The organism is Mycobacterium syngnathidarum (assembly GCF_001942625.1).
GTDB classification, from domain to species: domain Bacteria; phylum Actinomycetota; class Actinomycetes; order Mycobacteriales; family Mycobacteriaceae; genus Mycobacterium; species Mycobacterium syngnathidarum.
The window spans coordinates 226,382-245,295 of sequence record NZ_MLCL01000001.1 but is presented as its reverse complement, the minus strand read 5'-3'; the positions used below and the strand labels follow the sequence as shown (position 1 = coordinate 245,295).

The 18,914-nt window shown below is 64.1% G+C and carries 15 protein-coding genes; 5 read left to right on the top strand and 10 right to left on the bottom strand.

Annotated features, from left to right (window positions below; translation table 11 throughout):
* Positions 1–316 precede the first annotated feature (316 nt).
* The 7 genes from BKG60_RS01165 to BKG60_RS01135 are packed head-to-tail and all read right to left on the bottom strand — an operon-like array spanning position 317 to position 8,828.
* A complete protein-coding gene (locus BKG60_RS01165) occupies positions 317–1,525 on the bottom strand; it encodes a glycosyltransferase (protein ID WP_070943758.1) in 1,209 nt (402 codons plus the stop codon).
* Positions 1,522–2,664: a glycosyltransferase gene (locus BKG60_RS01160; protein ID WP_070186438.1), complete on the bottom strand. Its 1,143-nt coding sequence runs from the start codon at positions 2,662–2,664 to the stop codon at positions 1,522–1,524. Before BKG60_RS01160 ends, BKG60_RS01165 begins: the two co-directional genes overlap by 4 nt.
* Entirely contained in the window at positions 2,661–3,662 is a 1,002-nt protein-coding gene (locus tag BKG60_RS01155) for a hypothetical protein (protein WP_083284160.1), read from the bottom strand. Before BKG60_RS01155 ends, BKG60_RS01160 begins: the two co-directional genes overlap by 4 nt.
* Before the next feature lie 3 nt (positions 3,663–3,665).
* A complete protein-coding gene (locus tag BKG60_RS01150) occupies positions 3,666–4,859 on the bottom strand; it encodes a glycosyltransferase family 4 protein (RefSeq protein WP_070186437.1) in 1,194 nt (397 codons plus the stop codon).
* Complete coding sequence (locus tag BKG60_RS01145) at positions 4,856–6,721, bottom strand: O-antigen ligase family protein (protein WP_070943759.1); 1,866 nt, start codon at positions 6,719–6,721, stop codon at positions 4,856–4,858. Before BKG60_RS01145 ends, BKG60_RS01150 begins: the two co-directional genes overlap by 4 nt.
* Before the next feature lie 2 nt (positions 6,722–6,723).
* Positions 6,724–7,323: a YveK family protein gene (locus tag BKG60_RS01140; RefSeq protein WP_070186435.1), complete on the bottom strand. Its 600-nt coding sequence runs from the start codon at positions 7,321–7,323 to the stop codon at positions 6,724–6,726.
* Positions 7,320–8,828 (bottom strand): lipopolysaccharide biosynthesis protein, encoded by a 1,509-nt coding sequence (locus BKG60_RS01135; protein ID WP_070943760.1) that lies wholly within the window; start codon positions 8,826–8,828, stop codon positions 7,320–7,322. Before BKG60_RS01135 ends, BKG60_RS01140 begins: the two co-directional genes overlap by 4 nt.
* Before the next feature lie 339 nt (positions 8,829–9,167).
* Between BKG60_RS01135 and BKG60_RS01130 the strand changes: the two genes are divergently transcribed.
* The gene (locus BKG60_RS01130; protein ID WP_242663542.1) at positions 9,168–10,370 is read left to right on the top strand and encodes a glycosyltransferase family 4 protein; all 1,203 of its coding nucleotides are present in this window, start codon (positions 9,168–9,170) and stop codon (positions 10,368–10,370) included.
* Positions 10,371–10,379: 9 nt separating this feature from the next.
* Here BKG60_RS01130 and efeO read toward each other — a convergent pair whose 3' ends face one another.
* A complete protein-coding gene (gene efeO / locus BKG60_RS01125; protein WP_070943762.1) occupies positions 10,380–11,546 on the bottom strand; it encodes an iron uptake system protein EfeO in 1,167 nt (388 codons plus the stop codon).
* Positions 11,547–12,001: 455 nt separating this feature from the next.
* Between efeO and BKG60_RS01120 the strand changes: the two genes are divergently transcribed.
* Positions 12,002–13,714, top strand: a complete 1,713-nt coding sequence (locus BKG60_RS01120; RefSeq protein WP_242663544.1) for a hypothetical protein — start codon at positions 12,002–12,004, stop codon at positions 13,712–13,714.
* Here the strand turns inward: BKG60_RS01120 and BKG60_RS01115 are convergent.
* A complete protein-coding gene (locus tag BKG60_RS01115; RefSeq protein WP_070943764.1) occupies positions 13,688–14,653 on the bottom strand; it encodes a UTP--glucose-1-phosphate uridylyltransferase in 966 nt (321 codons plus the stop codon). The genes BKG60_RS01120 and BKG60_RS01115 overlap by 27 nt on opposite strands.
* Before the next feature lie 114 nt (positions 14,654–14,767).
* Entirely contained in the window at positions 14,768–15,382 is a 615-nt protein-coding gene (locus tag BKG60_RS01110) for a nitroreductase family protein (RefSeq protein ID WP_070943765.1), read from the bottom strand.
* A gap of 87 nt (positions 15,383–15,469) precedes the next feature.
* Between BKG60_RS01110 and BKG60_RS01105 the strand changes: the two genes are divergently transcribed.
* From BKG60_RS01105 to BKG60_RS01095, 3 genes are read left to right on the top strand one after another with little or no spacing between them, the layout of a single operon-like run.
* Positions 15,470–16,735: an aspartate kinase gene (locus tag BKG60_RS01105; RefSeq protein WP_070186429.1), complete on the top strand. Its 1,266-nt coding sequence runs from the start codon at positions 15,470–15,472 to the stop codon at positions 16,733–16,735.
* Position 16,736: 1 nt separating this feature from the next.
* On the top strand, positions 16,737–17,771 hold the full coding sequence (locus BKG60_RS01100) for an aspartate-semialdehyde dehydrogenase (RefSeq protein WP_070943766.1): 1,035 nt from the start codon (positions 16,737–16,739) through the stop codon (positions 17,769–17,771).
* Positions 17,772–17,779: 8 nt separating this feature from the next.
* Entirely contained in the window at positions 17,780–18,913 is a 1,134-nt protein-coding gene (locus tag BKG60_RS01095; protein WP_120764781.1) for a DUF4185 domain-containing protein, read from the top strand.
* Position 18,914: the final 1 nt, after the last annotated feature.

The following is an 18,914-nucleotide window of genomic DNA, read 5'->3' as shown; positions in this document are numbered from 1 at the left end:
ACGACGTCGCGGCGCCCGTCTTTGCGCATCACCTGCACTGCCACCGCGCCCGAGGCGGTGCGCACTTTGCGCACGAACACCCACCGGACCCTACCCGCTTAGTAAGCCAGAACCCGACCTGCAGAAATCAAAGCTGCAGGTCACAGAGATTCCAGCACGAAAACCTGGAAGAGGTGTCCTAACTCAGGTCCGAAGCTGACGCAGGCACCTGCCGGCGACCATGCAGTGCTGCATCGCGGTTTGCAGAACTTCATCCGCGAGTACCTGCTGGAGGCTACGCGACGGGAGTTCGCCGACCAGCTGTAATGGCCGGCTCTCAGATCGTCGTGAACAGGGCACACATCGCTGCGGTCGTCGCCGTGATGTCGAACTCCCGCTCGACCAGTTCGCGTCCCGCTTGGGCGTAGTCATCCAGTGCGGGGCCCGCAGATATCAGTTGTTCCAATGTGTCACGCAGGCTCTGTGCGTCCGCCGGAATAGCCAAAAGGCCTGTCCGCCCGGGAATCACCAATTCGGGGATCCCCGACAGATCCGTTGACACGGTCGGTATCCCGCTCGCCAGCGACTCCATCAGGGCGACCGGAAGACCCTCCATCTGACCGTCGGCGGCGATGACGCTCGGCAACACGAACAGATCGGCCTCGGCCAGGGCCTGCTTGACCACTGTTTCAGACTGTCCCCCATGAAACCGGATCCGCGAACCCAGCCCGAGTTCCACCGCCAGATCCTGTAATTCATCACGCAGCGGCCCGTTGCCGATCAGGTCCAGCTCGATCCGGTCGACGCCGGGGCCGCCGAGGGCCAATGCCCGAAGTAACACCTCGTGTCCCTTGTACTCCTGGAGCGAGGCCACACACAGTCCGCGGATGGGCCCGTTGTCGGGAATTCGCCTGGGCTGGAACGGATATACGTTGGTATCGATTCCGCAGTGGATCACGTGCACCGGCGTCATGGTGTAGCTCTCGAGCAGTCGGCGGTTGTACTCCGATACTGTTACGACGAAATCGGCGCCGTCGAGTTTAGGGCCCAGCATCGACTGGTCCACGTACAGATCATGCGCGTGAATGGTCACGCTGTAACTGGTGCCCGCCAGTCGTGAGCAGATCCACGCAGCCAACGCGGGGTACGTAGCGTAATTCGCGTGGATGTGCCGGGTGCGGCCTGAGGGGTGTAGATCGCGGGCGTGAGCGGCGGCGATCGGAACCGTGGCCAGCGCACGGACCAGTAGACCAGGCCTGGCGGCGTATCCGCGGACCACGTCGACCAAGATCGACAGAGTAACCAGCGGGTGCCGAAACAGTGCCCACAGTAGTGCGACCGCACTCGCCCCGGCGCCGGGACGCACCAGCTTGGCCACCCACGGCCGGGCAACCTCGTGGACCTGCGGATCTGGTGACGGGAACAACGAGCGCAGCCCGATGTCCAAACCTGTTGTTCTCGACAGGGCATCCAGTTCCCTGACGATAAAGGTTTCCGAGGTAACCGGGAACCTGGACACCAGATAGTCGATCTGCTTGCCGCTCACCGTTTACGCTCGATCAGTTCTGTGTAGAGGTCTTGGAGTCGGTGGGCCCAGGTTCTTGCCGAGAACTCGCTGTGGGCACGCTCGATGGCAGGCGGTCCCAGCGCAGCCCGTAGCCGTGGTTCGTTCAGCAGTCGGGTGACGGCTTCGGCCAATGCGGTGGGGTTGTTGGGTTCGAACAGCAGCCCGGTCGAACCATCGAGGATGATGTCGGGGATACCGCCGATCCGGGACGCGGCGATGGCCTTGCCCGACGCCGATGCCTCGATCAACACCGTGGGCAGGTTCTCACCGTAGATCGAGGGGAGGAGTACCACGTCGGCGGCCCGGTATACCTGCGGCATGTCGGAGCGAACCCCGGCGAAGATCACCGAGTTGGTCAAGCGCGATTCGCTGACCAGCCTGCGGTATTCAGCCTCCTCGTCGCCGCCTCCGACCAGGGACAGGATGGCATCAGGGTGTTTCTGCAACACCAGTGGCCAGGCCTCGATCGCTACGGGGATGCCCTTGAAGTCACGGAAGGCAGCCGGTAGGACGACCAATGGTCCAGGGCCCCCGCCGAGTTCGCCACGCACTGTCGGATCTGGCTCGCCAGGGTGGAAGTTGCTGACGTCGATTCCGTTGTGCAGCACATCCCAGTTGGGCGCGACCCGGCCGTTGCGATGCACCTGCGCCCACGACACTCGGCTGGCTTCGGAGACGAACAGCACGCGGTCGCCGAGCGTGGCGGCCTTGGTAGCGACATGCTCGCGCCAGTATTCGAGGCCGGGCCACCGTTCGGTCACATGGTGAAACGTGCAAACCACCGGCCGGCCGGTGAGCTTCGCCGCGGGCACCGCGAAGCTGGCTGACATCTCCAGATGCGTGTGCACCAGGTCGTATCCGCCGCTACGGATCTCTCCGGCCAGACGGGGGATGCCGGTGGGGTCCAGCAGTCGAGTGATTCCGAGCGATCGTGGGTGTACGCCTGCTTCGGCCAGAATGCTCATGGTTTTGTCGGAGTTGACCGATGCACTGTCGAGGCCGACGAACTCCATGTCGACGTCGGTGCCGCGCATAGCTACGGCCAACGGGGCCAATAGCGTTTCGGCACCACCCATCCGAAACCCGTCGATCAGGGTGAGCACCCGAATCGGTTTCATTTGAGAACCCTCAATTTCTTCCAAGGGATGTCCGTCATCCCGTCATAGTCCCATCGGACTCCGGCATCGCTGTACGTTTGCCCGACGGTTCCGGGGGGCGCCGTGTTGTCCCGTTCGACACTGATGCTCAATGGTGACCCGCTGACATCCGTGATGTATCCGCCGAAGCGCTGTAACGCTTCTGCCAGGTAGCGCTCGGCCGGTGCGAGTCCCAAGGAGTCGATGTCCAGGCTCGGGTCCAGTTGTATACGTGCACCTTCGGGGATGCAGTCGGGTCTCGTCGATCGGCCGTCGGTCTTGAGAGCCGGTGGCCGAAACACATTGGCACACACGTTGTTGCTCTCCATCGCCAATGCGTGCGGAATCGAGCCTTGCGCTATCTCCGCCACCCGGACGACACCGGCTAGTCGGGATGCACCTGAACCCGTGCTCGACCCACCCCAACCAGAGCCGTCGAGGTCGTTGACTGCGGCCCATTGGGTTGTCCAAGAACCGTAATCATGCTTGGCGCCCCAGAACTCGTATATCTTCCGGTTTTCGGGGTCAATGACCACCATCGCGGCGTCGGAGCCGTACTGCGGCCGCGCGTCGTCGGGAATCGGTACCTGCTGTCCCCTGAAAGGGCAGCGGCCCCATGTGGTGATGACGCACGACACTGAATGGCGGGGGGTGTCCGCGTCCGCGGTGTAGATCGGGAGTCCGAATTCGATAGTCGATACGTAGGCGCTGTTGTCCCAGCCCACGGCGCCGATCATCGCAGCGCTGTTCGGGTCGACTTCGGCGTCCGCTGGGATCGGTGTCCGGAAAGGGCTGTTCTCGGCGAACGGTTGGGGTAGGGCAGGCAGTTGGGGAGCGGTAGATATCAGGGGGAGTCGAGATGTTTGGGATGGCTCTACCGACTGCGGGCTATCTGTGGCGCTCCTCGTGACCGCGATGATCGCGACGGGCACGACGACGGCGGTGATGGCGATCTGCCAGAGGGCTCGTCGGGTCGCCATAGCTCACTGCTCCGGGCTGACCCGATTGGTAGCGGCGGTCACTGCATCGCTGATCGAGGCTGCTGCAACGCTCCAGGAGCGCTGCACCGCGGTTCGCCCAGCCTCCCCCAGTCTTGCGGCCAGCTCTGGGTCCTGTAGCAGTCGAAGCATCGCGTCGGCCAGCTTCGCGGCGTCGTTCGGCGGGACCAGCAGCCCGGTGATGCCGTCTTCGATGGCGGCGGGTAGATCGCCGACCGTGGTGCCGATGACCGGACGGCCGAATGTGTAGGCCAGGTGTGCCACACCGCTGGCACTGGCGCGGATATACGGGGTGACCACGACTCGGGCGGATTCGATAAGGCCCGGGACCTCGTCCATCTCAAGGTAGCCGGGCCGGGCGTCCACTCCGTTGGCGGCGGCCTGCGCCAGAAGTTCCGTGGCATCCACATCGGCACTGACAGCACCCGCGACGATCAGGTGGGCTGTTGGCATCTCGGCTTTGACAATTGCGAAGGCGTCGATCAGGACATCGATGCCTTTGTAGGTGGTCCAGGTGCCGAAGAACAGGGCGACCGGTTCGGTTTGGGTGACCGGTGCTGGTGGTCGACCGCGATGCATGGCGCCCGAGTCGCCGTGTGGAATCACCACGACGTCGCAGTTGGGCTGCCAGTGGTCGAGCACGATCTGACGGGTTTGCGGTCCCAGCACGAAGACGACGTCCATCTCTCGCCACGCCGCCGCGAACGAGGCCTGCAGGAGCCGACCTTCCTTGGGTTTGCTGGTGTCCCTGGCGTCGGATCGGGGCAGCGGTTCATGGGCTATGATGCCGAACACTGTGTGCGGCAACAGCTTACAAATGGCAACGACGAACCAGGGCTCGAAGGTGAAGCGCCATTGAGAGAACAGTACCGCGCGCGGCGGTCGACGACGCAGTTGATATGCCAGCACCAGCCAAGCCAGTACCAACTGGCCGGCGCGTCGGCCGCGGCGCAGCAGATACCCGGCGTAGCCGCTGTCGGGGTTGTCATTGGGGTGCCAGGTGGGAAACACTGGCCGGACGGTGAATCCTGCCTCTGCAGAAGCGATTTCGGGGTCCGGTCCGGTCCACAATTCAACTTCGCCACCGTGCTTCGTCAACGCGCTGCCGAGTTGAGCGGCGAACTGGAACAGTCCCCCAGAGGGTGAGAACTCAACCAGGACTGTGCGATTGTCCGTCATGCTGCGGCTCCGACGGGGTCTGGTGAGGCAGGCTGACGTGGCGGCCAGAATCGGTTCGCGAGGCGGCCTGCCAGCAAACGGGTCGCCACCATGGTGAGCAGGCCCCAAGCGGCCGCGTACAGCAGTGCCGACTTGGACCGCACGGAGGTGCGTTCCAGTTCCACACCGGTGATGGTCTCGACCGTGTACTGCATTGGCCCAATGTTGTCATTAATTCGCGTGCGAGACACCGCTAATGCGTTGGCCAGACGCCTTTGGGCACTTTCGGCGTCAGACGCGGTGACCCTGAACGTAGCGATACCGCGGATCGAGTCGGAGTCGATCTCCGCGGGTGCGTCGGTGTTGTACATGACTTCGACCATGGTTGGCAGGAACGCTTCTCGGGCGCGGACATTCATCGCGTACGAGGCCCAGCCATCGAGCGGACCGACCGGCATCATGATGACCTTCTGGCTGGCGCGCACCGCAGGGGTGCTTGCCGCCAACATGCTGACCGTGGCGACTGCGACGCCGGCCACGACAGCCACGACCCACAGCGCAGTGATCCGCACCATGCTGCGGATCACCTCCGGGCGTACTGCTTCTGGAGGTCCGAGGGCGCAGGCCAAGGCGAGCACGATCGCGAACGAGCGGAAATAGGCCAGGTGCAGAAATACGCTCGCTGCCGACCAGGTGATGATGCCGGTGAGCGTAGCGGCGGCGAGTGCGCGATCAACCGACTTGGGATCAGCGGCAATTCGCAGCGCCACGATCGTCAGGACGCCGCCGACCATGATCCCCCAGGTCAGCAACCCGGTGATCCCAGTCTCGGCAAGGAGTTGGGCGTAAAGATTGTGTGGGGCGACCAGTCCTTCGTTGACGGCCGTCTTCACCCGGTCGGTGAAGTACGGCACCTCGGCGCCGAACGCCCCGGGACCGAACCCGAAGGCGGGCCGATGTTGGAACATCTGCCACGCCATCTCCTGGGAAGCCTCGCGGCCCAGAACCGAAGGGTCGATGTCATAGCTGCGTTGGCCACCCGACCCGCCGAGTACGTCATTCACCAGCGCCACCATCCGGTCACCGATGCCGGGGACCGCGAGCATCACCAGCGCGACCGGCGGGACCAGCGCCAGCTTTTTCGGTTGTCCGGACGCGATGAACCACACCACCGCGGCGAGCCCGGCCGACAGCTGTGTCCCTCGGGACTGAGTCAGGTAGGCGCCGATCAATATGGCCACGCCGGCCAGCAGCCAGAGCAGAGCCTGCCGTTGCTGCGCGGCGCGCCGTGCTCGATAAGCCAGGGCCCAGGCCATCGGCAGGCCCATTACGAGTACCCGACCCCAGAAATTGGAGTCGTTGTAGGGTCCGCTGTACCGCTGAGTGGTGATCAACTCGCCCTGGGCGGCGGAAATCTGTGCCAGCCCGCCGAAAGTCTGGACTCCACCCGTCAGATAGCTGGCCAGAGTCAACAGTGAGAGGACTGCCAAGGTGGCGGCCACAGCCGCGGCGACCGCCCATGGCCGCCCCGTGATCTGGGTGAACATCAGGATGATGAACAGGTACACCAGGTCGACCGAGGAGCGATACATGACGCCCGACGAGGCGGCGAGGTCGACGGAGCCGGCCATGGCGATCGCCTGTCCTGCGACGTAGACACCGATCAGGGCAGCGCCGGCCACTGTCCAGCGGTTCAACCGGGCACGTGCGGCAGGGTCGCGCAGCGTCAACATCAAGGCGATGGTGGCAACGCCGACACCGGCTTTGAGCAGTGGCGCCGAGGTATAAGCGCTGGCTACCTCCGACAGGTTGGCAATTTCGACGACCACCATGACGACGAGGACGCCGACGATCCACCTGCTGGAGCGGGCCACCTCGGACACGGTTATTCGTTGTTTCGGTGCGAGGCGTCGTTTCGGCGTGAGCGCAGCCAGGTGACGCCTATTCCGACCACGGCGCCGAACATCAGTCCGCCCAGCGCACCAGCCAGGATCAGCTGGCTCCGTGGCGTCGACATCGCGTACGCACCGTCGGGCGGTGAGACCACACGGACCTGGAACGGAGCGGAGACTGCCGCGACTTCAGGCGTGGCTTTGGCGAGAAGATCTGCCACGGCGGCCTCTGCCGCGTGCGCCGACGGTGCGTCAGCCGTGATCGACACCATGGTGGTGTCGGGCACCGCGCCGGCCGTCAAGACAACGCTCGATTCGTCGACTTCGGCAGCCTGTGCGGCGCTGGCTGCCCACCGTGGATCAGCGAAGACGGCGGCCGCGGTGCGCGAAACTTGTCCTTGGGTGAGTACTTCCCAGTAGGCCGACGCGTCCGCTGTGGTCAGGTTGGGGCCCGGAACCAGGGCCACCTGCGCGGTCGCCCGATAGGTCGTCGACACCGGGAAGAGGAATCCGGCGAGCGCACCCACGACGAGTCCGAGGACCGCGCAAGTCGCGACGACTGGGTTCAGCCATAGGCGCCTTGGGCTACTCATCTTCGCAACCTTCCCGCCAACCGACCGGCGACCGGCCTCGCCAACTGCGGCGCAGTGACGCACAGCGCCGCCGCATAGATCACCATGCCCAACGGGATCAACAGTATGAGTTGGACCGGTGCCGGCCAGTGAGCAACCACCAAGCCGATACCAAACAGGATGGCGGCCATGGGGATTGCTGCCACGACCGGCCGCCCGACCACCGAGAGGATCTGTTGCCACCGGATCGGGATGACCCGGCGGACCACGGTCATCCGAATGACGAAATGAATCAGCTCCACACTGAGAAGGGCTACCGCAACCAGCGTCGCGCTGTGCCCTGCAGCCCACCAGATGGGGGCGACCAGTAGTGCGAGTTTGGCCGCATTGATCGCGGTGAGCAGACCAGGCCGGCCCGTCGCTTTGAACACATCGCCCGCGTGGAACGAAGCCGAATAGATGGCGGTGTACAAGGCCAGCACCACCAAGATGTTCTTGGCGTCGTCGTACTGGGTGCCGTACAGGGTGTGCAGCAAGGGCCCGGCGACAACTGCCAAGCCGACACCGGCCGGCACGGTCAACGCCAGAACGATGCCCAAGGCCTTCTGGTACTGCAGGGACATGGCCGCGCGGTCGTGCTGCAGCCGCGACATCGAACTGAACAGGACGTCGCTGATGACGCTACACAGATTGAGTACGACGAGCTCGGGAACCCGGTATGCCAGGGTGTACAGGCCGAGTTCAGTGGTGCCGAGCCGGGTTCCGACGGCCAGGTAGTCCACGTTGTAGATGGCGTACGCGAGCAGCGTTACCCCGGTGACCGGGATGCCGAACCGCAGCAGTGCTTTGGCTTCGTCCAGTTGAAAGCGCGGCCACATGAATGTAGGGGCGGCCCACCAGTACATGATCGCGGTGATCAGCACCCCGGCAAGTTGGCCGTAGACCAGGCTCCACACCCCGTGGCCGGTGGCGGCAAGCCATATCGTGAGTGCGGTCTTGACCACTGCGCCGACGAATTCAGGCAACAGTCGGCGCCGGAAGTTCAGGTCACGGCGCAACCAGGACAACGGCACGACACTGAAGGCCGAGATCATCAACGCGATTGCCAGGACCCGGATCAGCGGCGCAAGGTCGGGGTGATGCAGCAGCTTGGCCGCGATGCCGGCCGTGGATGCCAGCACCGCTCCGGCGATGACTCCGAACCCGATGGACAGGGTCAATCCCGTTGGGGCGATGCGATTCCAAGGTCGGTGACTTTGAATCAATGACTCTGCAACGCCGAGGTCTTTGACGTAATCGAACAAGTTGACCAGCAACAACGCCAAGGCGAAGATGCCGAATTCGGCTGGGGTGAGCAGACGCGCGACCACGACGGTCATCAAGAGCGTCGAACTCTTGCTTATCGCAAAGACGGTGTAGTTCCAGAGTGTCTGCTTGCCGAGGTTTGCCGACTTGTGCGGCGGCGGATCTTGGACCGCTCGGCCTGGAGTTTCGATCGGTGGGTCAGCGGGATCGATCGGCGTCATGTAGCCCGCATCTTCCCCGGCCCCGGCGCGTGTCCGCGCATGTCCGCTACTGAGATGCGGTTCGGTGAAGAATTGTGTCTCACCACCGAATCGCTCCTGTCGACTTTGCTGTAGTGGTATTGATACGAGAGTTCGGTCAATGCCCGCGCGCGGGTCAGTGTATGTCAGCGGGGCTGAGCTCAGAGAAAAACCGCGGCGTCAGCAAGCGATCGTAGGTTCAATTGTGATGCAATTGCGGCCAGAGATTGAACGGGCGACTGAAGAAATCGAGGCAGGTGTGCAGTGTCCGTGACGTTCGTGAGCGCGGTTGATCCATATCCCACGGACGCGGGCAAGAAGGTGGTGCTGGCCGGATTTCTTGAGTACTTCCGCGATCGGTTTGGCCCGCAACACGTCCATTACCTGCTTGTCGGTGGCCGGCCGCAGCCGGAGTTTCCCGTCACGTTGCATCCGCTGCCCAAACCGGCCCGTAAAGCAACATTGGCCGCGGTGGCCAGCCGCGTTCCGACTGGGCGCGCGTCCCTCCAGGAATCCTTGTTGCACTCGCCCGAAGTCAGCCGTGCGGTGCGCGCGGTGCTGGAGGAAATCGACCCGGATCTGGAGATTTACGACACCATTCGGATGGCGCAATACGCGGACCAGGCCCACGCCGACCGACAGCTTTGCTACCTCGACGATCTATTCTCTGAGCGTTATGCGGCCATGCTCGACGCGGCGGCGCGTTTTCCTGATGTGACGATGCGCCCGCTCGGCAATTTCGCCGAACACGTGCCCAGCCTATTGAGGCCCTTGGCTGATGCCAGGCTTCCGCAGCGGGCGCTCCTGCGTATGGAGGCGGCGCTCGTCCGGCGCAGCGAAAACCGTGCGGCATTGAGATTCCGGAGGAATCTCCTGGTGAATGCAGGGGAGGCGGTCAGGCTGACCGCCCGGGTTGCCGACCGTGGATCCGCAGACGTGATCGCGGTACCTCCTCTGGTCCAACCGCCGCCGTTCCGGCAGCGTCAATACGACGGAGCTCCCGACTTCGTCTTCATCGGATTGTTGTCGTTGCCGCACAACGAGGACGGCGTGCGGTCGTTCCTGGCCGACGTGTGGCCGCTGGTGCTGAAGCGGATGCCGAAGGCCCGTTTGCGCATCATCGGTCGGGAATGCGGCAGGGAACTTGCCGAGTTGGCGGGGCGGTTCGGCACTTCGGTGACTTTGGAGGGCTATGTCGACGATCTCACCGGGGTGTTGACTTCGGCGGCCGGGTTGATCAACCATCTGCGATTCGGTTCGGGGATCAAGCTGAAAGTAATCGAGGCACTGGGACGGGGGCTCCCTGTGGTCTCGACGAGTGTGGGAGCCGATGGATTCGCTGTTGGTCGCGAGCACGGGGTGTTGATCGCCGATCAGCCCGTCCAGTTCGTCGAGGCGATGGGTGATTTGACTGATCCCAGCCGCAACCGCGAGATATCTGACGGTGCCCGTGGGCAATTCGATGCAACCTTCGCCAAGGACGCCGTGTTCGCTTGCTATGACGAGGCTTTCACGCTGCGCTGATAGCGGTTGTCATGGTTGCGCCACCACGTCCCGCACTTGCGTGACCACGGCGCTCAATGCTCGGATAGCCTGTGAGAGTTCTTGGCGCTCGGGTTCGGTTACCGAGTCGTAGTAGACGAAACCGTCTTTCCAGTGGTGACTGTCCAGCAGGCCTTGGGCGGTGGCGAACGCCTGGTCTATCTGCACGCCAAATCCGGGACGACGTTCATCGACGATCGGGCGGACTGAGCCGACTGCGATGCGGGACCCATCGAGATTGGCCTGGAAGTCCCACAGGTCGGTGTGGCTGAAAATATCCTCCTGGCCAGTGATCGCATTCGCGGCCATTTCGTCGAGTACGCGTTGCGCTCCACTGATGAGCTCGGCTGGGTCGATCGTCCACTTCGGGTCCTTGAAGGCCGCGTCGAGTTCCTTGACGTCGGCCACCAACAGATCGGCGATCGCATTGGTGTCCGGCGGCGGCTTGCTCATCCAGAGGTTTTTCTCCAGGTGATGGAAGCCTGTCCATTTCTCACCCGGGCGCAAATCTGCTTCGCGTAGGTCGATGCGCCGGCCCAGATCGTTGGGGAACGATGCCGAGACCGGCTCGATGCGCTCGTAGTACGCGCGCGCCTTTGCGTACAGAGGCTGGGCGCCCTCGACATCCCCCTTCTTGATCGTGCCGACGAATGCTTCGGTGGCAGTGACCAGTTCGCTGGTCTGCGTGGTGACGTAATTCCTGTAGTCCTCTGCGGCGGCATCGAACTTGCTCTGGGTGGATGGGACGGCGTTTCCGGTTACCTTGAAGTTGGCCCGGATCCCGTCGCCGACCATTGCAGGTCTACACGCCGTGTAGTACTTGCCAGGCGCAGCGAGTTGCACGATCAGCTTGCGCTGCAAGCCGGGAGCGATGTTTTCCACCGCGCCTACAACGCGGTCGCCTGCGGCGTACACGTAGAACTCGGTGACCAGGGTGCCATTGTTGGTGACGACGAAGGCGGTCGTGCCGGTATCCGCGGATGTCCTTGACAGTTGGCAGAAATCGTCGGAGGCGGACACGGTGATCTCGTTGCTCGCGGGCCTACCGTCATCGAAGGTTTGCTTGGGGGCGCACCCGGATATGGATATCCCGGTGAGGACGGCGAGTAGGAGGGCCGTTGTCAGGCCGGTCGTCGCATAGTGGGCACCGTATGCCATGTGATCGACTTTTCCAGTCCTCCGATGGATTAGCCAAGGCAACAGAAGAATTGCAACATTCGAAGGTCCGACGGTCGGCTATTCCCGCCGGTATAGTCCGATTTCGGTTGGGCTCAAAGGCTTGGATATCCGAAAGCAGGTCGAACAGCGTGCACCCGGTGAGGTCCGTTCCATCAGCGAATACGCATCGGTTCCTGGCACGTGCCCTATTGTCGGCGGCATTGTCGGCGACGCTCGTGATCGTCTCGGCGGTATCCGTCGGACCTGCCATCGCTCCTGCATATGCGGACCCCGTTCCCCCGCCGCCACCAGACCAGCCGAGCCTGACTCTGCCCGGTCCTGAGCTTGGAACGAAATCCGAAATCTACGTCGCTCCAGAGAACCCAGAAAAACTGACAGTGCCGGTACCGGCTGGATTGAATGCGGTTCGGCTGCGCGGCACCATCAAGGCGCCCGTGAATTTCGATGCTGGCACCCTCGACATCAGCGACGACGGTGGCAAGCTGCTCGCAGCGATCGATCTGCCACCCGGAGCATCCAGTCGGCCCACAACACCGCTGGATGTGGATATTTCAGCGGCACGGCGCGGTTCGCCGATCGGGCTGACCTTCGCTCTGCGGCCACGGTTCGACCCACAGATGTACACCAGTTCATATTGCTGGCCTCGTCAGCAGCTAGTCGTCAGTGATCTGTCGATCATGTTCACGGGCTCAGAAGCACCGGCGACGACCGTCGCGGACTTCTTTCCACCGGTGCTTCAGCGGGCGACGATCTATACCCCAGTCGATGCCGACACCGATGAGCAGCAAGCGGTGTTGACGCTGGTATCCACACTGGCGCGTTTGTACAGCAATCAGCCGACGGTCATTACAGTCGTCACCCAACCTCGCGGATCGGTACCGCCGCCGGCGGGCGAACTGACGCGGGCGGTTCTCGTCGAACACAGTGACAAACCCGGCCTGCAGGTCGAAAACCCCGGCGCACCCGATGCATTCCTTCGCGTCTCCGGTCAAGGTGGTCAGCTGTCGACTCAGCTGTCACTCCTTGTCAACAAGCTTCAGTCGCTGGCGCAGGTAGAAACGGTCCGAGTCGACCAGGCAGGCTCGTCGGATCCTGGCCCGCGCGGTGACACGTTGACGTTCGACGAGTTGAGCATGACCGGCAGCACCGACGTCATCCGCAGTGCCACCATGTCGGTCGGCGTCGAACGTGCATCGTTCGGGGCCGATCGTGTCGATGGTGTCCAGGTGCATCTGCTCGCAGACTATGCGCCGGTGGCCAGAGATGACGCGGCAGCGGTGGTGATTCACTCCGGTGGTGTGGTGGTCTATCGAGCGGCACTCGACAACACTGGCCGCCTCGACGCGACATTCGATCTGGACAGCAAGAAGATTGGCCAGTACATCACCCTCGATATGGCCCTCACCTACACGCCGCATGAGGCCTGCGGGCTCCTCGTTCCGCTGACCTTCGAAGTGAATCCGCAATCGACATTGAGCGTGCACCGCGGCGGCCCCCCGCTCGACGGTTTCGGCGCCATACCGTCGGAGTTCAGTCCCAAATTCATGGTGGCGATGGACGGGAGCGCCCCCAATCAACTCGCCACCGCCGCGCGGATGGTGGTGTCGATCGCGCGCTTCGCCGGTACGCCTGTGACACCAGAGGTAGTCGATCTCAATACTGCCGCTGGTGCCAACACCGGAGCAGTGATCTTGGCCAATTCCGCAGCGCTGAAAGAGACTTCGCTCAAACCACCCATCGGTGGTGACGGGACGGCGATCGACTTCGAGCTTCCGACTGTGCTTCGCGCAAGCATCAAGGGCGGCCTCGGATCGATCCAGGCGTTCGCCGATCGGCCCCGCGACCGTGCTGTTCTCCTCGTGACCACTACTGGCCCGTGGACACTGGTCGACCCCGTGTTCAGCTACCTCGAGGGCGTCGGCGGCGATTTCTCCAAGCTCACCGGAGATGTGCTCGCGGCCGGTGTGGGCGGTGAGCCGGTGAATCTCGCGATCCGAGCCACTCAAAACGCCGCCGGTGCCGCCGGTGCCGACGGATCGTCGGCACAGTCCAGTTCGCGGAATACCCTCGTCGGCGCCGCGGTGGCGGTTGCGGCGCTCATCGGGTTGGTCGGGGCCGTCCTATGGAGAAGGCGTCGTACCACCTGAGTTAGGACTATCTATCTCCTGCGCAATTGTGTGCAGCAGCGGGCCCTCCAGCTGGGATGCGAGATCTCGCAGTACCGGGCCGTACTCAGGATGTGCCAGCGCGAAAGCGAACTGCGCGACCAGGTAGTCGGACGGATTTCCGGTGTCACACCAATGTCCTTGGATTACCTGGCCGTAAACGGCATGGTCTTTGGCATATGCGTTGATGGCGTCGGTCAGGTAGATCTCACCGGCCTGGGTGCCCTCGTACCAGCGTTTGGTCTGTTCGCGCAGCTCATCGATGACGCCGGGGGTGATGACGTAACCGCCGATGGCGGCATAGGAGGATGGAGCCTCCGAGGGTCGGGGCTTTTCGACGATTCCGGTGATCCGTAGGAGCCCGTCGTCAAGGTCCTCTTTCACGATGGGTACGCCGTAGCGGTACGACTGCTCGGGAGCCATCGGCATCAACGCCAGCACCGGGGACGACGTCTGCTCGTATGCCCGGATCAATTGCTGGGCGCGCGGAACCTCGGCGACGAAGACGTCGTCGGGCCACAGCACCAGAATTGGCTCGTCGCCGAACGATCGGGATGCATTGAGGACCGGGGTGCCGTTGCCGTAGGGGCCGTGCTGATGAAGATAGGTGATGTGGCCGCGGGCGGACAGCTCGCCGACCTCCTCGACCGCGTCGGCGTAGGCATCTTTCCCATCTTTGCGCAGCTGCGCGATCAGCTGCTCATTCGGTCGAAAGTGCTCCTCTATCAGAGTTTTCCCGCCGGATACCACGATCGTGATGTCAGTGATGCCGGAACTGACCAGTTCACGCACAGTATGTTCGATGACCGGCTTGTCGCCGACCGGCAGCATCTCCTTGGGGATGGCCTTCGTCAGCGGTAACAGACGTGAACCGATACCGGCAGCGGGGATGACGGCCTTGCGGATGGCCTGTCGTGACATGTGATCCTCTCCCTCAGGCCTAGAAGGTTCCCTAGTGGGTTTACCACCAAGGCGGCTTTCGCGAAGCCATCCGAAAGGCGGCTGGCGGCAATTCCGGAATTTATGTTTCCGCAGCTAATCCGAATTGGGTGAGGCAATGGGAAATCCCCAACGCCCGACGAATGCGATCTCCTCAAGCGGCATCCGTTCCCGGGCCCGGCTGTCGCGCTCGACAACGGCCGGATCGGCCGCCGAGTAGTCGCCGAGCGTGCCGACCGCGATGACGGCCAGGGCCCGCACCCCGTCCGGGATGCCGAACGCCGACCGGGCGCCGTCGACGTCGAAGCCGGCCATCGGATGGGCGATCAGCCCGCGTGACACCGCCTCGACGGTCAATTGCGCGATCGCCGCGCCGGCGTCGACCGCCGCGTACAAGGCCGTGCGCTCGTCTTCTCCCTGGTCGGCGCACACCAGGATCAGCGCGGAGGCCGCATGGGCATAACTGTTGCCGCGTTTGAGCAGACCGCCCAGTGTGGTGAATGTCTCGTCGCCTCTGATCCCGACGATGAACCGGACCGGTTGGCGGTGGCCCCAGCTGGCCGCCCAGCGCGCCGCTTCTAGAACTGCGGTGAGCTGGTCAGCGGTAATGACGGCATCGGGATCGAACGCCCGGGGGCTCCAGCGGGCTGCGAGGTCCGGATGAATGGGCACGCTGGTGCTGGCCAGCCTGCCTTTCGGCGTGTCAGGCACGCCCGCCAAGCTACCGGCGGGGAAAATCCCGTGCGCGTCTCCCTTATCCTTGGTTCGACTCATTCCAGCGTTCTGAAGGGTTAGATTGTGGCGCTCGTCGTACAGAAGTACGGCGGATCCTCGGTATCGGATGCCGATCGGATCCGTCGCGTGGCCGAGCGCATCGTCGAGACGAAGAAGGCAGGCAACGACGTCGTCGTCGTGGTCTCGGCGATGGGCGACACCACCGACGACCTGCTCGACCTGGCCCGTCAGGTCTCCCCGGCCCCGCCCGCGCGCGAGATGGACATGCTGCTGACCGCCGGTGAGCGCATCTCCAACGCCCTGGTCGCGATGGCCATCGAGTCGCTCGGTGCGCAGGCCCGCTCGTTCACCGGGTCACAGGCCGGCATCGTCACCACCGGCATCCACGGCAACGCCAAGATCATCGACGTCACCCCCGGGCGCCTGCGCGACGCGCTGGACGAGGGCGTCATCGTGCTGGTCGCCGGATTCCAGGGCGTCAGCCAGGACAGCAAGGACGTCACCACCATGGGCCGCGGCGGCTCGGACACCACCGCCGTCGCCTTGGCGGCCGCGCTGAAGGCCGACGTCTGCGAGATCTACACCGACGTCGACGGCATTTTCACCGCCGACCCGCGCATCGTGCCCAACGCCCGCCACCTCGACACCGTCTCCTTCGAGGAGATGCTCGAGATGGCCGCATGCGGCGCCAAGGTGTTGATGTTGCGCTGCGTCGAATACGCCCGCCGCTACAACGTGCCGATTCACGTTCGTTCGTCGTACACGGACAAGCCCGGCACCATCGTCAAAGGATCGATCGAGGACATCCCCATGGAAGACGCCCTGCTGACCGGAGTAGCCCACGACCGCGGGGAGGCCAAGGTCACCGTCGTCGGTGTCCCGGACGTCCCCGGCTATGCCGCCCGGGTGTTCCGCGCGGTCGCCGAGGCCGATGTGAACATCGACATGGTGCTGCAGAACATCTCGAAGGTGGAGGACGGCAAGACCGACATCACCTTCACCTGCCCGATGGACAACGGCCCGACGGCCGTGGAGAAGCTGACCGGGCTGAAGGACGAGATCGGGTTCAGCCAGGTGCTCTACGACGACCACATCGGCAAGGTGTCGCTGGTCGGCGCGGGCATGCGCAGCCACCCGGGCGTCACCGCGAAGTTCTGCGAGTCGCTGGCCGAGGCGGGTGTCAACATCGACCTGATCTCGACGTCGGAGATCCGCATCTCGGTGCTGGTCAAGGACACCGAGTTGGACACCGCCGTCGCGGCGCTGCACGAGGCATTCGACCTCGGTGGCGAAGACGAGGCCGTGGTCTACGGCGGAACGGGGCGCTGAGATGGTGAACATCGGCGTTGTGGGTGCCACCGGGCAGGTCGGCCAGGTCATGCGCACCCTGCTGGAAGAGCGCGACTTCCCCGCCAGCTCGGTCCGGTTCTTCGCCTCGGCCCGCTCCGAGGGCAAGAAGCTGACGTTCCGCGGCGAGGAGATCGAGGTCGAGAACAGCGAGACGGCCGATCCGTCCGGTCTGGACATCGCGTTGTTCTCCGCCGGTGCGACGATGTCGCGCGTGCAGGCCCCGCGGTTCGCCGCGGCCGGCGCCGTCGTCGTCGACAACTCGTCGGCTTGGCGCAAGGACCCTGACGTGCCTCTCGTCGTCAGTGAGGTGAACTTCAAGCGCGACGGCAGAATTCGCCCGAAAGGCATCATCGCCAACCCGAACTGCACCACCATGGCTGCGATGCCGGTGCTCAAGCCTCTGCACGAGGAAGCCGGGCTGACCCGCCTGATCGTGTCGAGCTACCAAGCCGTGTCGGGCAGTGGCCTGGCCGGTGTCGAGGAGCTCGCCTCGCAGACGCGCGCGGTGGTCGACGGTGCCGAACAGCTGGTGCACGACGGCTCCGCACTCACCTTTCCGGAGCCGGTGAAATACGTTGCTCCCATTGCCTTCAACGTGATCCCGTTGGCCGGCTCACTGGTCGACGACGGCTCCGGTGAGACCGACGAAGACCAGAAGCTGCGCAACGAGAGCCGCAAGATCCTGGGCATCCCCGAACTGTTCGTGAGCGGCACCTGCGTGCGTGTTCCGGTGTTCACCGGTCACTCGTTGTCGATCAATGCCGAGTTCGCTCAACCGATTTCGGTCGAGCGTGCCCAGGATCTGCTCGCGGGCGCGCCCGGTGTGAAGCTGGTCGACGTGCCGACTCCGCTGGCCGCGGCCGGTGTCGACGAGTCTCTGGTCGGCCGGATCCGCCAGGATCCCGGTGTGCCCGACGGGCGTGGTCTCGCCCTGTTCGTGTCCGGCGACAACCTGCGAAAAGGGGCCGCGCTGAACACGATCCAAATCGCCGAGCTGCTGGCCGCCGAGCTCTAAACACCCCCTTGCGCCGAAACCGCATTCCAGCAGGCGTTGTCTCGATCTTTCTCTGCTGGAATGCCGTTTCGGCGTTACCGGTGGCGGGCGCCAACCCGGGCTTCGGCGATCCGGTGGTGCCCCCGCTGGCTCCCGGCCAGGTGCTGCGCATCGGCCCCAGCGCCGGAACCGGTACGCCCACCCGCGATTACGGCATCGGCGCCACCGACCTGTGCGAGTTCATGGAGTTCCCCAGCCGGGTGCTCCAGGTCTGCGGTGACAGCTTCGCGGGCCAGGCTGTGGGCTTCGGGGGCTGGCACTCGCCGGTCGCATTGCACGTCGACGCCGACTCCATCGAGGGCGCTGGCGGTGTGCGCTACCGGGGCGTGACCGGGGTGGACAAGCCGCTGCTGGCCGACGCGACGCCACCTGGTTCGTCGCAGTTGCCTGCCGGCGTGATCTCCATCAACCGCGAGAACTACATGTTGGTGACCACCACCAAAGATCTGCGGCCGCAGAGCTCTCGGTTGGTGAAAGCCGATGCGGCCCGGCCTCTTTGGCCGACGGTGCCGGGTTCGGTGCGGGAGGCCGAGTATCAGGGCGGCGCTCAATCGCAGATCACCGGCTACTACGACCCGGTGCCGGCGCCGGATTCGCCGAGCGGGTGGGTGTACATCCTGGCCAACAATTTCGACCGCAGCAGCTCGCCGTTCCTGTACCGGGCCGGCCCGAAGACCTTCACCGACCGGGCCACCTGGCAGGGCTGGTCGTCGTCGGGTGGTTGGGGAAAGGCCCCGACGGCCTTGTTCGCCGACCGGGTGGGTGAGATGAGCATCCGGCAGATCGACGGTAAGCCCGTGCTGTCGTACTTCAACGCCACCACCGGAAACATGGAGGTGCGGGTCTCCTACGACCCCACCGGTCTGGGCGCCGCGCCGGTGACCACGGTGGTGTTCGCCAGTGCCTGGCCGGACCCGGCCGACGCGCTGCCGCCGCCGGAGGTCAACCAGCTGGCCCAGCCCTACGGCGGTTACATCTCACCGGGCTCGACGCTGGATCAAGTCCGGGTCTTCATCAGCCAGTGGAACACCATGGCCCGTGGCGGCACCCCGTACCGGGTGATCCAGTACGCGGTGAACCCGTTCAAGCCGTGGGAGCAGTAGC

Bases quoted from the DNA above. Each gene is read 5' to 3' on its own strand.
- BKG60_RS01135 (WP_070943760.1), bottom strand. From the start codon at position 8,828: ATGACGCCGATCGATCCCGCTGACCCACCGATCGAAACTCCAGGCCGA.
- BKG60_RS01155 (WP_083284160.1), bottom strand. From the start codon at position 3,662: ATGGCGACCCGACGAGCCCTCTGGCAGATCGCCATCACCGCCGTCGTC.
- BKG60_RS01140 (WP_070186435.1), bottom strand. From the start codon at position 7,323: ATGAGTAGCCCAAGGCGCCTATGGCTGAACCCAGTCGTCGCGACTTGC.
- BKG60_RS01100 (WP_070943766.1), top strand. From the start codon at position 16,737: ATGGTGAACATCGGCGTTGTGGGTGCCACCGGGCAGGTCGGCCAGGTC.
- efeO (WP_070943762.1), bottom strand. From the start codon at position 11,546: ATGGCATACGGTGCCCACTATGCGACGACCGGCCTGACAACGGCCCTC.
- BKG60_RS01160 (WP_070186438.1), bottom strand. From the start codon at position 2,664: ATGAAACCGATTCGGGTGCTCACCCTGATCGACGGGTTTCGGATGGGT.
- BKG60_RS01115 (WP_070943764.1), bottom strand. From the start codon at position 14,653: ATGTCACGACAGGCCATCCGCAAGGCCGTCATCCCCGCTGCCGGTATC.
- BKG60_RS01150 (WP_070186437.1), bottom strand. From the start codon at position 4,859: ATGACGGACAATCGCACAGTCCTGGTTGAGTTCTCACCCTCTGGGGGA.